This window comes from Klebsiella sp. D5A (genome assembly GCF_001620885.1).
Taxonomy (GTDB): Bacteria; Pseudomonadota; Gammaproteobacteria; order Enterobacterales; family Enterobacteriaceae; genus Klebsiella; species Klebsiella variicola.
Genome location: NZ_LOAR01000031.1, coordinates 1 through 13,704, shown reverse-complemented (window position 1 = coordinate 13,704; position 13,704 = coordinate 1). Strand labels below are relative to the sequence as shown.

At 55.9% G+C, this 13,704-nt stretch carries 5 protein-coding genes, 1 rRNA gene and 3 pseudogenes; 7 read left to right on the top strand and 2 right to left on the bottom strand.

All coding sequences use genetic code 11. From position 1 onward, the window contains the following. From AS136_RS25710 to gpJ, 5 genes and pseudogenes are all read left to right on the top strand, one after another. A pseudogene (locus tag AS136_RS25710) lies at window positions 1-1,502 on the top strand (terminase large subunit); the annotation flags it as partial. Continuing rightward, window positions 1,486-2,133 (top strand): phage minor tail protein L, encoded by a 648-nt coding sequence (locus AS136_RS25705; protein ID WP_228140435.1) that lies wholly within the window; start codon window positions 1,486-1,488, stop codon window positions 2,131-2,133. The pseudogene AS136_RS25710 and the gene AS136_RS25705, both read left to right, overlap by 17 nt. A 2-nt stretch (window positions 2,134-2,135) precedes the next feature. Further along, the gene (locus tag AS136_RS25700) at window positions 2,136-2,843 is read left to right on the top strand and encodes a C40 family peptidase (RefSeq protein ID WP_012542161.1); all 708 of its coding nucleotides are present in this window, start codon (window positions 2,136-2,138) and stop codon (window positions 2,841-2,843) included. Beyond that, window positions 2,833-3,432, top strand: coding sequence for a tail assembly protein (locus AS136_RS25695; protein ID WP_063267120.1), 600 nt, complete (start codon window positions 2,833-2,835; stop codon window positions 3,430-3,432). The genes AS136_RS25700 and AS136_RS25695 overlap by 11 nt, the downstream gene beginning before the upstream one ends. Window positions 3,433-3,489: 57 nt before the next feature. Beyond that, window positions 3,490-4,251 carry a TipJ family phage tail tip protein gene (gene gpJ / locus AS136_RS29450; RefSeq protein ID WP_462442458.1) on the top strand — a complete coding sequence of 254 codons (762 nt, stop codon included), beginning with the start codon at window positions 3,490-3,492 and terminating at the stop codon, window positions 4,249-4,251. 268 nt (window positions 4,252-4,519) lie between these two features. Here the strand turns inward: gpJ and AS136_RS25690 are convergent. After that, a pseudogene (locus AS136_RS25690) lies at window positions 4,520-6,850 on the bottom strand (TipJ family phage tail tip protein); the annotation flags it as partial. A 2-nt stretch (window positions 6,851-6,852) separates the two neighbouring features. On the opposite strand from AS136_RS25690, the pseudogene AS136_RS28930 reads away from it, so the two are divergent. Further along, window positions 6,853-9,402, top strand: a pseudogene (locus AS136_RS28930) (hypothetical protein); the annotation flags it as partial. 801 nt (window positions 9,403-10,203) lie between these two features. On the opposite strand, the gene AS136_RS29200 reads toward AS136_RS28930, so the two are convergent. Further along, window positions 10,204-10,533 carry a hypothetical protein gene (locus AS136_RS29200; protein ID WP_228140434.1) on the bottom strand — a complete coding sequence of 110 codons (330 nt, stop codon included), beginning with the start codon at window positions 10,531-10,533 and terminating at the stop codon, window positions 10,204-10,206. Window positions 10,534-11,218: 685 nt separating this feature from the next. Here AS136_RS29200 and AS136_RS26035 point away from each other — a divergent pair. Beyond that, a 23S ribosomal RNA gene (locus AS136_RS26035) occupies window positions 11,219-13,704 on the top strand; the annotation flags it as partial.

The window sequence follows — 13,704 nt, the reverse complement described above, 5'->3', positions numbered from 1 at the left end:
ACCAGTATGCGCGGGATATCGTTGGCGGGAAGATTCTGGCGTGTCAGTTAACGGTACTTGCCTGTCAGCGACATCTGGACGACCTCGAACGAGCAAAGGATCCCCACTGGCCCTACCGCTTCGATAAAAACAAAGCAGAACGATTTCTTCGTTTTGCCCAGAAAATGCCTCATACCTCAGGGGAATGGGCCCGGCGTAAACTCCGGATTGAATTTGAAGCCTGGCAGAAGTTCGCTCTTGGCGTACCGTTTGGATGGGTACACAAGAAGACAGGTCTGCGTCGTTTCTCTGAAATCTATATCGAGGTGCCCAGGAAGAACGGGAAATCCGCTATTGCCGCTGCTGTAGGAAATTATATGTTTTGTGCAGATGGCGAGCATGGTGCAGAAGTCTATTGCGGCGCCACGACTGAAAAACAGGCATGGAAGGTATTTTCTCCGGCGCTGCAAATGGTGAAAAAGCTGCCGGCATTGCGGCAAAAATTCTCGATAAAACCCTGGGCAAAAAAAATGACGCGCCCTGACGGTTCGGTTTTTGCGCCGGTGATCGGTGACCCGGGGGATGGTGATTCGCCATCATGCGCCATCATTGATGAATATCACGAACATACTACTGACGCGCTTTACACCACCATGACCACCGGTATGGGAGCTCGTGAACAACCGATGACACTGATCATCACCACCGCCGGCTATGACATTACATCCCCTTGCTATGAAAAGCGTACTCAGGTTGTCGAGATCCTGCGGAGAACCCGTAATGGCGAGGAAAATGAAACCATATTTGGGCTGATTTATGGCCTTGATGACGATGATGACTGGACGACTCCCGAGGCATTAATCAAGGCAAACCCCAACTATGGCATTTCGGTAAAAGCAGATTTTCTCCGGGCGAAACAATTATTGGGTATGTCGACGCCCGGGCAGACAAACAAGATTCTGACCAAGCATTTCAATCGCTGGGTAAGCGCAAAATCAGCTTATTACGACCTGAGAAAATGGATGGATGCGGCCGATAAAACCCTTAAGTTGTCAGATTTTGAAGGAGAGGAATGCTGGCTGGGTATCGATCTGGCCTCGAAAGTTGACCTCAATGCCGTGGTTCCGGTTTTTCGTCGTGAAATAGACGGAATAACACATTTTTACTGTGTTTCACCTCTGTTCTGGGCACCGGAAGAAACAATTTACTCGCAGGAGACCGCGCTGAAGAGTACCGCAGAACGTTATCAGTCCTTTGTCCGACAGGGTAAGTTGATCCCGACCGATGGCGGCGAAGTTGATTACAGGCTGATATTTGAAACGATCCTGAAACTGCGGAATACCGTAAAAATTGCCCAATGCCCCATTGACCCTTATGGCGCGACTTCATTACGTCACATGCTCGAGGAAGAGGGGCTTGAGCCTGTCGAGATAAGACAAAATTTTACCCATATGAGTGATCCTATGAGAGAGATTGAGGCTGCGCTCATCTCGGGGAGATTCCATCATGACGGATATCCCGTATACCGAAGAAGAAATTATCGCCGCTGGCAGCGATGCGGAAAAGCTGACGGGCAAACCGATTTACTGGCAGGGCGTGAAATATACGCTCTGGCCATGTGAGATCGAGGACGTTGAGTCCAACGGTGAAGGTTCGCCAGCTTCCCCCAAGCTGTCCATTGCGAACCTGGATGGCTCAATCAGTGCGTTATGCCACATGTTCCAGGATATGAAGCAGGCGAAGGTAACGGTTCACCGCACGTATGCGCACTATCTCGATGCCAGGAACTTCCCTGACGGCAACCCACAGGCTGACCCGACAGCAGAGCAGATTGATGTTTTTTACATTGACAGTAAATCCAGCGATGACGATGAACAGGTCCAGTTCAAGCTTAGCTCGCCGGTGGATGTTACCGGACAGAAGTTGCCTGCACGCCAGATGACCAACCGTTGCGCCTGGTGCATGCAGGGCCAGTACCGTGGTGCTGACTGCGGCTATACCGGCACGCGTTATTACGACAAATTCGGCAATCCCGTAGACAACCCGGCACTGGACGTCTGCCCGGGAACGGTCGCGGGCTGTAAGTTACGTTTTGGTGATGATGCCATGCTGCCGTTTGGCGGATTCCCGGCTATTGGTCTGCTGAGGATGTAGTCATGCTGAGCCAGAGACTGAAAACCGCTATTGAGGCGCACGCCGCGGATGTTTACCCGAACGAATGCTGTGGCCTGATTACCCGGGTCGGGCGGCAGCGGCGATATATTCGCTGCGAAAACAGTCATGAAATGCCGACGGAGCATTTTCGGATCGCAGCCGGTGACTGGATTGCCGCAGAGGATGCCGGCGACGTGCTGGCCGTGGTGCATTCGCATCCGGATGCCGGTCCGCACGCATCCGCCGAGGACCTGCAGGGCTGCCAGAAAACAGGCCTGCCGTGGATCATTATTAGCTGGCCAGGTGGCGACTACACCGTCACGACGCCGGATGATTCCCCGCCTCTTCTGAACCGTCCGTTTATCCACGGTAGCTGGGATTGCTACGGACTGGTCCGCGACTGGTATATGCAGGAGCGAGGTATCGAACTGCCTGATTTTCCCAGAGAGGACAACTGGTGGACCCGGGGGGAAAACCTGTATGTGCGGCACTATGCGGAGGCCGGGTTTTATTCTCACGCCAGCGAGCTGCAGGCAGGCGATGTGATCCTCATGCAGTACAGAGCGGACGAAATCAACCACGCCGGCATTTACCTGGGCAACGGAAAAATGTTGCACCACATGTATGGCCAGCTGAGTGGTGAGGTTCCATACGGTGGGATCTGGCGGGAGCGAACCATGCTGACGCTGAGGCATAAAAATGACGACTAATACGATAGAGAAAATGGTTCTGGTTCGCCTGTACGGCAAGCTTGGCAAGTTGTTCGGCCGGGAGCATCGCCTGTCGGTATCTTCTGTACGGGAGGCTATCCGCGCGCTGTGCATCATGGTTCCAGGACTGGAACGATGGCTGGAGACCAGCGAGGGACGTGGAGTCACGTACATGGTCTTTAACGGTGAAAAAAACCTGAGCCAGGATGACCTGTTTCTGAATGGTGTGCATGACGTAATCAAAATTGCGCCTGTGATTATTGGCAGCAAAAAAGCAGGGGTGTTCCAGACCATTTTTGGTGCCGTACTCGTTGCCGTTGGTATGGTGCTGAGTTTTACCCCTGCCGCCGCTGCCTCGCCGTTCCTCTACAAAATGGGGGCGGCGATGATGCTGGGCGGCGTTGTACAAATGCTGGCGCCCAGCGGTACCCAGGGTATGACAATGGATCGGGATACGAAAAAATCGTACTCATTTGGTGCACCTGCTAATCAGGTCGCTGCCGGCAACGGTGTACCGATCTTGTATGGCCTGCGTGAAATAGGCGGCGTCATTATCAGTGGTGGTATTTATACCGAAGAACAGCAATAAAAAAATGCATTTTACCCTTCCCGCCACGGCGGGATTTTTTTTGCCCGGAGTTTGAGAATGGCTGAAATAAAAGGAATCGCTGGCGCTAAAAATAACGGTGGTAACAAGGATAACGGGCAGAATCGCGGGACGGAAATTGCCTCGGTCGCCTATATGAAAATCTTGCTGGCACTGTCAGAAGGTCAAATTGCCGGTCAGTTTACCGGTCAGGATATTTGCCTCGACGGTACGCCGTTGCTCGATGCCGATGGCCATGAAAATTTTCCGGGCGTGACGTGGGAGTGGCGCAGTGGTCTGGTTGACCAGGATTACATTCAGGGTTTCCCGGCGGTCGAAAACGAAATCAGCGTCAGCACGGAAATCAAGTCTGGCACCCCGTGGGTAAAGGCGATCAACAACACGCAGCTGTCGGCTGTTCGCCTGCGTATTAAATTTCCGAACGGGGTCTACAGCCTGCGTGACAGCGGTGGCAAAGATGGTTACCGCATTGAGTTCGCTATCGATGTTTCAACAGACGGCAGCACGTATACCGAATATGGCCGCGATACCGTCGATGGCATAGCTAACACGGGCTATGAGCGCAGCTACCGCATCGATTTGCCGCGGGCAAACTCCGGCTGGCAGATCCGCGTTCGCCGTCTGACTGAGAATAAGAATAATAACAAAACGGCGGACGTGAGTCGTATCGAGTCGATAACGGAAATCGTTGACGCCAAACTGCGCTATCCGAACACCGCGCTGTTGTTCGTTCAGTTCGATTCAACGCTTTTTGATGGCCGGACGCCGCACCATCGACAGCCAGCCCGCCAGGAGAGGTAATGTACGGATCGGTGGCGCTGTCCGCCGGGCGTAACCAGCCATCCTGTGACACACCCGGTACGCCGGCGCTGCCGGTCCAGCCCTCGGTCGTCTGATTGTTGAAATGCCAGATAACCTGCGAGTCGAACTGGATATTAGCGCCGGCAGCGAGGCTGGACATTTCCCGCGCCAGATTTTCATCGGCGGTCTTCATCACCTGAGTCAGGCTCTCGATACTCGCCTCAATCCCCTGCGTTGCCGCCAGCAGTTCATCAGCGGCCTGTGACGCCTTCGCGTTAACATCGGCGATACGATCCGCGGTCTCCTGCTTCACCGCACTGGTCAGCGTGGTGTTGACCTGAGACAGCGACTGCTTCAGGCCATTTTCGGCAGTCTTTATCTGCGCATTCAATGCGGCATCGCCGTCGGCCAGCGTTTTGCTGACCCTGGCAATCTCCAGGTCGATGGTGGCGTTGATTTCCGCAGCCGTATCAATGACTGACTGTCTGACCTGGGTGATGCTGTCGGTCAGCGACTGGTTCACAGTTGCGATCTGCTTGTTCGCATCTGCGACGGCGGATTTTGCCTCCTGAACGCCTTTGTTTGCCTGAGCCAGACCAGAATCGAGAGCCTCATTGACCGAGGTGATCTCATCCGTGATGGTTTTATTCACGGCGGAGATCTTCCCGTCAACATCAGCAGTGATGATTTTCGCCGATGCATCAATTTCCTGGCTGACCTGCTTCGCCTGGTCTTCGGCTTCCTTACGCAGAGCTTCAGCGGTCTGCTCCAGTTCCTGCTGCGTATTGCGGATACCTTCCTGCGTTTCGCTAATGGTGCGCTGCGTTTCCTCCCAGGCAGCCGTATCCTTGATCGCGTCGGTCAGGTTTTCGTAATAGTCATCAAAGTTATCGCTGGCCATCCCCTGGACCCAGCCGGTCCACGGGCTTTCATTGCCAAGACGATCCAAAAGGCGCGCCCGATACCAGAATTCTGCGCCCATACTGAGGCCCATCTGCTGATAGCTTTTCCCCGGATAGGCCACGTCTGATAACGGCATCGGCGCACTGCCGTCCTGATTTTTGCTGTACTGCAGTTCCGTGCGCAGCGTATCCCCGGAGCCGGTCGGGAATTCCCAGCTAACCTGGACCCCATGAACCAGCGAACGGGTTGCCAGCGCCAGCGGCGGAAGTGGGGCACCAGACTTACCGGTCAGCTCGGTTTCTTTCGAGATCCCCCATACGGACGCGATATCCTGCGCGTTAATCGCCCGCACACGCACAACGTATCGACCGGTATAGATACCATCGACCTCAAACCGCGTATTGCCGGTGCGCGGCAGGTTAATCCAGTCACCATTGTTCTGACGCCACTGCATTTCATACGCAATCGCATTTTTCACCGGCGACCAGGTGGCAACCAGGGTGGTGATGCCAATCCCCTGCGACACCCGGTAGAGGCTGGAAATGGTAATATCGTCCGGTGCCTCCTGTCCCCGTGGGGGAACAACGGTCACAGGACGGTCTTCGATCACCGCGCCATCATCCACCCGGGGAAACTTGTTCGGGTTATACGGCAGGCCGTTAATAGTGACCGTGCCATCGTTATTGTTCACAACGCGCTTAACCCTGAATTGCTGAATGGCCAGGTCTGACTGATCCAGAATCCAACCCGCCTCCGCCTGCGGTGCCGGGTTATACTCCTGCTCTACCGTAACAATACGGTCCTGCACACCCTGAACTTTACGCCCCTGCGACTTTCCGTCCGGCAGGTTAATGATGAGCGTATCCCCGGCTTTTGCCGCGACCGCGCGGTCGAGAGTAATCCTTTTTCCTGAGACTGCCGCCACACGACCGCCGTTCTGCCGGCCAGCCATAGGGGCATTGTTGATACCGATAACCTTGCCAACACGGGGAATGCGACCCTCCATCCCCGTTTTAAACTCAACGCCATTGTCGTCGCGGTTTGTCTCGATGGCGTAGGCGCCGTGGCGCTGCGCCTCGGATTCACGTGTACAGCCAATCCGGGACAGCTCGATAGTGTTAAATCCGAAGCGGTCTGCAACCTCCTGCGAATAGACGCTGGCTTGATCGTCCTGATAGTTATTCTGTGGGTTGCTGTAAGTGACGATGGCCGCGCTATAGTTGGTCCGCTCGGACGTGCTGGAGAACGTGAAGGAGCCGACAATATTCGATTTGTTGAAAACAAAATCGGGGTCCATCTCACGCGGCATATCGGCATCAACCGACAGCAGATTATTCGACCAGCTAATCATGCCCCGAAAAATGTTCGCGAGATCCATTAATACGGTCCAGGCGTCAGTCCGCTGGGATATATAGAGATCGCAGAGATAACGGGCCTCTTTTCCGCCAGCACCATCTGAGACCGGCGCATCGCAATACTGGCCGATCTGATACAGGGTCCATTTATCCACCTGGTCGGACGAAATACGCTTTCCAAGTCCATAGCGTTTGTTCAGCACCAGATCGTAAAAAATCCAGGCGGGGTTATTCGACCAGGCCCACTTGAAGGTCCCGTCCCAGCTTCCGCTGTAGGTACGTTCGACAGGGTCATAGTTCGACGGTACGCGAATGACCAGCCCCTTTGCCTTGACCGTCACGGTCGGTGTACCGTTTCATCATGCTGCGCTTTCGTAAAACCGGCAAACCCGTCTGGGCGGGTGAGATCCGCTGGGTGTCTGCCGGCGAAAACTTCAATAACACGAAGCGATACATTGTTGCTGAGCCGGAATATGCCGATGGGGTGGCAACCCTGACGGTGCGTGATATTCCGTGGACAGGGAACATTGATCGTATTCGCCTGGACCTGACGAACCAGCAGGATGCCAGCAACTTTATCGAATTCGACTGGATCGCCGTTGGCCGGCCAGCACCCGGCGCCAGTACGGCGGCTTTGCAGGATGTGCGCAGTACGCTGAGTAACGCGCTGACCGCCGAAGCGCAGGCACGCAGCACGCTGGCGGCGCAGATGCGTGGCTCCTATGATGGGAGCGATCTGGAGAAAGTCACTTCCGGGCTGCTGTACCAGGAAAAAACCGCGCGCGTTACCGCCATCTCGGCGGAAGTTAAGGCCAGAGAGTCCCTGCAGACGCAGTTTAACGACAACAAAGCTGCTGTTTCTGGTGAACTGAGTTCTCTGACGACAGAGCAGAGCGCGCAGGCGAGCCGTATCGGTGGCCTGGAAACCAGCCTCGGGAAAAAAGCCGATGCGGCCGCGCTGACGTCCCTGACGCAGAAAGTGGAGCAACAGGGCGCCACGCTGACATCGCAGGGCGCCGCGTTAACATCGCTCACTAACCGGGTTGGCCAGACGGAAACGGGCCTGGCTGGTACGAATGAGGCGCTGAGCGGGCTGCAGTCTGTTGTTACCCAGCAGGGTGACAGGATAACCAGCCAGGGTCAGTCCATCACGAAACTGACGAGCGATTTGGGCACGACAAATGCCGCGCTGGCGAAGAAAGCCGAAGCGGCTGCGGTCACTGCCTTAACGCAGCAGGTAGAGCAAAACGGGCAGGATATTCGCAGCAATACTGACAGCATCACCAGCCTGTCAAATCAACTGGTTAATGGCCAGCCGAATCGCTGGTCCCGTCGACTCTATCCTGTGCAGCTGGCTAACGCCGGGACAGTCCCGTCATTCAGCGATATTCGCGCCGTGGCGCCAACGGTCGTGGATGAGGTGGCCGACGCGGCCAAACTGGACTTTACGTCCGCCGGCAGCTATCTGATCGCGCAGTATTCCTGCCAGGTGAAAGTGGCCGCAGATACCACCATCACACTGGCGCCCGGCGCCAGGGTTTTTGATGATACCGGCGCCATATTTGTGAATGGGGTTCAGGTCGCCTGGGGAAACGCCAGCTGGAATACCGTCAGTTTTGAACTGAAAACCGGCTGGAACACCGTTGATTTTCTGGTGAATCAGTGGACCGGTCAGGCGTATATCAACCTGGGCCTGAAGCTGTCAGACCAGGTTGCTGAGATGTACTCCGGTCTCGGGGTTTCCGCGCTGGCAAACGCAGCCGGCGTGCTCAGCTCGAATGTCAGCCAGATTGGCAACGATGTGGTCAGCAATTCGCAGAACATCACCCAGCTCCGGAATGCGCTGACGCAGACAGACGCGAACGTGGCCAGCAAAGCGGATCAGACGGCGATGAACTCGCTAACCGGACGAGTGGAGAAGACGGAATCCGGGCTGACGGCTGCTAACGCCAACATTACCTCGCTGAAATCCGCTGTACGGGCCGGAAACGCATCAGGCGGGGATTTAATTCCCAACCCGACGTTTGACCCGGCGTATGACCAGATGGGGTTCAGCGTGGTAGCCACGACGGCTGAGGAGGTCCCGCCGGGCTGCCCGTATGGTTATGCGGCCCGAATTGCCAGCCGGGATCACCATCCTGAGTTTGCCGCGTTCCCGGCCACGCTTAACGATGTGATTGAGATCAGCGCACTGGTTGCCTGCGGCGCCGGCACGGCGAATTTTAATCTGTATGTTGGCACCGCCGTTCGGCCAGATACGAGCACCGGTGCACCACTCATGGCGGGGGGCGGGAAATCACCCTCCGCGACCTGGCAGAGAACCACCTGGCGCTTCAAGGTCACGCAGGCGATGGTGGACAGGGGTTATATCCGCCCGTTCCTGCAGATCTCGCAGAACAGCCCGTATGGCACCGTATGGTTCGTTACGGACTGGCATATGCGAAATGTGACAGCGGCGCAAAAGGTTCAGGATACTGCGGATGCCACGGCGGCGGCGGTTGACTCCCTGACCACCACCGTGACGCAACAGGGTAATCTGCTGACCTCGACCGGCAACCGGACAACCCAGCTGGAAAACGGGCTGGCAACCACCAATGCCGCCGTGGCCAAAAAGGCTGATGCGACAGCGGTGCAGGATTTGACCAATACCGTCACACAGCTGGGCAACGACCTGACGGCTGCGAACAGCGCCATCACGAAACTGACCGGAAATCTGGCGAATACCGATAAAGCGCTGGCGCAGAAAGCCGATGCGACTGCGCTGGCCACGCTCGACACGAAAGTGACGCAGCAGGGTAAAACGCTGGAGAGCCAGAGCAATTCGCTGACGAATCTGTCGAACAGTCTCTCGCAGGTTGCGGCAGATATCGATGCCAGCGGTCAGATACCGGGTACCGAGTCCGGATGATGCGGCCAGCGGTATTACCGCGAACACATCGGCCATTAACAGCCTCACCAGTCGGGTGACGAATGCCGAGGGGCAGCTGACCGCGCAGTCTCAGAGCATCACGAATCTGCAGAACAGCCTGAACACCACCAACAACAACGTGGCACAAAAGGCCAGCGCGCAGTCGGTGAGTGATCTCACCAGCCGGGTCACCAGTGCGGAAGGCAAAATCACCTCCCAGGGGCAGGCTATCACGAAGCTGCAGGGCGATTTGAGCAGCACCACCGATAAGGTCAACACCAAAGCGGATCAGACGGCGCTTAACGCGCTGACTGGCCGGGTGGAGAAAACCGAGGCAGGCCTCACGGCAGCCAACAGCAACATCGTCAGCCTGACGGCAGCGGTGAACGCCGGGAATGCTGCCGGGGATGATTACATTCCAAACCCGTCATTTGATCCGGCGTATGACCGCATGGGTTATGACGTGGTGGAGACCACCGCCGATGGTGTGCCGGCTGACTGCCCGTTCAGGTATGCCGTCCGGCTGGCCGGGCGAGACCATGTGCCAAAAATCAACAACATCGCCGTGACGCCGGGCGACGTTTTCGAAATGTCTGCTCTGGTAGCGTGTGGTACCGGCAGCGCTGACTTTAACTTCTATATCGGTCGGGCCACCACCGCCACCGGTGGCATCGGAGCGAAAGCGTCCGGGGGCAACACCAGGACCACCACCGCGTGGAAACGAGCCACCTGGCGCTTTACGGTGCCATCCGATACCAGCTTGCTGCGGCCGTTCCTGCAGGTTAATCAGAGCAGCCCGTTCGGCACCGTCTGGTACGCTGCCGACTGGCATATGCGTAACGTGACGGCGGCGAACAGTGCGCAGAAAACCGCAGATGCGACTGCAAAAGCGGTGGATTCACTGACCACCACGGTTAGCCAGCAGGGCGATACGCTCAGCAGCATCGGCACGCGGACCACCTCGCTGGAGAGCAGCCTCCGGTCGACAAACGATACGGTGAGTAAAAAGGCTGACACGACAGCGGTGACGCAGCTGCAGGGCACGGTGACGCAGCAGGGGAATGACATCACGGCGGCCAACAGCGCGCTGACTAAACTCAGCAGCGATCTGGCCACGACGAATGCGAACGTGAACAAAAAAGCGGACGCAAGCGCGATGAACACCCTGCAGAACCAGGTCACGGAGCACGGCAAAACACTCAGTGCGCAGGGGGATTCTCTGACGCAACTGAGTAACAGCCTGAGCCAGACAGCAGCGGATATTGACGCCAGCGGGAAAATGCCGGGCAACCTCATTGTCAACGGCAGTTTTGAGCGCGGCGCAGCGGGCTTTACCGGCTGGAGCAGTACCGCGACGGTGGCCGATTTACAGGTTCCGCACTCGGGTAACAAGGCGCTGAAAATGTCCGCCGGCCAGTCGAACCTGGTCGGACAGGAAATCAGTATCACCCAGGGTCGCACCTACCGCATGGGGGTATGGGCGAAGCAGGACCCGGAGACCACGATTAAAGATGCGGGTAACACGAAGTTTCGTGTGGCCGACAGCACTGGCCTGCTGGTCGGCTCAAACTACGGACCGTTTAGTTCTGGCTGGCAACTGGTAACGTTTGACTGGAAAGCCACGAAGACCACGACGGCCAGTTTCCAGCTGACAACCTTCCTCAGCGCGGGGGCAATGTATTTCGATGATTTCCATGTTCTCGATGTTACGGATGAAAAGGATATCGCGGCTAATGCCGGGGCCATCTCACAGATGAATACCCGCGTCACTGCTGCGGAAGGGGCTATCACCACCCAGGCGCAGCAGCTGACGAAACTCAGCGGCGATCTGGCCGTCACGAATGCGGCGGTCAGTCAGAAAGCTGAGCAAAGCGCTGTCACCGGGTTGACCACCCGGATGACGTCTGCCGAGGGTAAACTGGATTCGCAGTCGNCACTATCGTTAACTGAATACATAGGTTAACGAGGCGAACCGGGGGAACTGAAACATCTAAGTACCCCGAGGAAAAGAAATCAACCGAGATTCCCCCAGTAGCGGCGAGCGAACGGGGAGCAGCCCAGAGTCTGAATCAGCTTGTGTGTTAGTGGAACGGTCTGGAAAGTCCGACGGTACAGGGAGATAGTCCCGTACACCAAAATGCACAGGCTGTGAACTCGAAGAGAAGGGCGGGACACGTGGTATCCTGTCTGAATATGGGGGGACCATCCTCCAAGGCTAAATACTCCTGACTGACCGATAGTGAACCAGTACCGTGAGGGAAAGGCGAAAAGAACCCCGGCGAGGGGAGTGAAAAAGAACCTGAAACCGTGTACGTACAAGCAGTGGGAGCACCTTCGGGTGTGACTGCGTACCTTTTGTATAATGGGTCAGCGACTTATATTCTGTAGCAAGGTTAACCGTATAGGGGAGCCGCAGGGAAACCGAGTCTTAACTGGGCGTTAAGTTGCAGGGTATAGACCCGAAACCCGGTGATCTAGCCATGGGCAGGTTGAAGGTTGGGTAACACTAACTGGAGGACCGAACCGACTAATGTTGAAAAATTAGCGGATGACTTGTGGCTGGGGGTGAAAGGCCAATCAAACCGGGAGATAGCTGGTTCTCCCCGAAAGCTATTTAGGTAGCGCCTCGTGAACTCATCTTCGGGGGTAGAGCACTGTTTCGGCTAGGGGGTCATCCCGACTTACCAACCCGATGCAAACTACGAATACCGAAGAATGTTATCACGGGAGACACACGGCGGGTGCTAACGTCCGTCGTGAAGAGGGAAACAACCCAGACCGCCAGCTAAGGTCCCAAAGTCATGGTTAAGTGGGAAACGATGTGGGAAGGCACAGACAGCCAGGATGTTGGCTTAGAAGCAGCCATCATTTAAAGAAAGCGTAATAGCTCACTGGTCGAGTCGGCCTGCGCGGAAGATGTAACGGGGCTAAACCATGCACCGAAGCTGCGGCAGCGACGCTTATGCGTTGTTGGGTAGGGGAGCGTTCTGTAAGCCTGCGAAGGTGGCCTGTGAGGGCTGCTGGAGGTATCAGAAGTGCGAATGCTGACATAAGTAACGATAAAGCGGGTGAAAAGCCCGCTCGCCGGAAGACCAAGGGTTCCTGTCCAACGTTAATCGGGGCAGGGTGAGTCGACCCCTAAGGCGAGGCCGAAAGGCGTAGTCGATGGGAAACAGGTTAATATTCCTGTACTTGGTGTTACTGCGAAGGGGGGACGGAGAAGGCTATGTTAGCCGGGCGACGGTTGTCCCGGTTTAAGCATGTAGGCGGAGGTTCCAGGTAAATCCGGTACCTTTTAACGCTGAGGTGTGATGACGAGGCACTACGGTGCTGAAGTAACAAATGCCCTGCTTCCAGGAAAAGCCTCTAAGCATCAGGTAACATTAAATCGTACCCCAAACCGACACAGGTGGTCAGGTAGAGAATACCAAGGCGCTTGAGAGAACTCGGGTGAAGGAACTAGGCAAAATGGTGCCGTAACTTCGGGAGAAGGCACGCTGGTGTGTAGGTGAAGTCCCTGCGGATGGAGCTGAGACCAGTCGAAGATACCAGCTGGCTGCAACTGTTTATTAAAAACACAGCACTGTGCAAACACGAAAGTGGACGTATACGGTGTGACGCCTGCCCGGTGCCGGAAGGTTAATTGATGGGGTTATCCGTAAGGAGAAGCTCTTGATCGAAGCCCCGGTAAACGGCGGCCGTAACTATAACGGTCCTAAGGTAGCGAAATTCCTTGTCGGGTAAGTTCCGACCTGCACGAATGGCGTAATGATGGCCAGGCTGTCTCCACCCGAGACTCAGTGAAATTGAACTCGCTGTGAAGATGCAGTGTACCCGCGGCAAGACGGAAAGACCCCGTGAACCTTTACTATAGCTTGACACTGAACATTGAGCCTTGATGTGTAGGATAGGTGGGAGGCTTTGAAGCGTGGACGCCAGTCTGCGTGGAGCCAACCTTGAAATACCACCCTTTAATGTTTGATGTTCTAACGTAGGCCCCTGACCGGGGTTGCGGACAGTGTCTGGTGGGTAGTTTGACTGGGGCGGTCTCCTCCCAAAGAGTAACGGAGGAGCACGAAGGTTAGCTAATCCTGGTCGGACATCAGGAGGTTAGTGCAATGGCATAAGCTAGCTTGACTGCGAGCGTGACGGCGCGAGCAGGTGCGAAAGCAGGTCATAGTGATCCGGTGGTTCTGAATGGAAGGGCCATCGCTCAACGGATAAAAGGTACTCCGGGGATAACAGGCTGATACCGCCCAAGAGTTCATATCGACGGCGGTGTTTGGC

Coding starts and splice junctions, on each gene's coding strand:
- AS136_RS25705 (WP_228140435.1), top strand. CDS start 1,486: ATGACGGATATCCCGTATACCGAAGAAGAAATTATCGCCGCTGGCAGC.
- AS136_RS25700 (WP_012542161.1), top strand. CDS start 2,136: ATGCTGAGCCAGAGACTGAAAACCGCTATTGAGGCGCACGCCGCGGAT.
- AS136_RS25695 (WP_063267120.1), top strand. CDS start 2,833: ATGACGACTAATACGATAGAGAAAATGGTTCTGGTTCGCCTGTACGGC.
- gpJ (WP_462442458.1), top strand. CDS start 3,490: ATGGCTGAAATAAAAGGAATCGCTGGCGCTAAAAATAACGGTGGTAAC.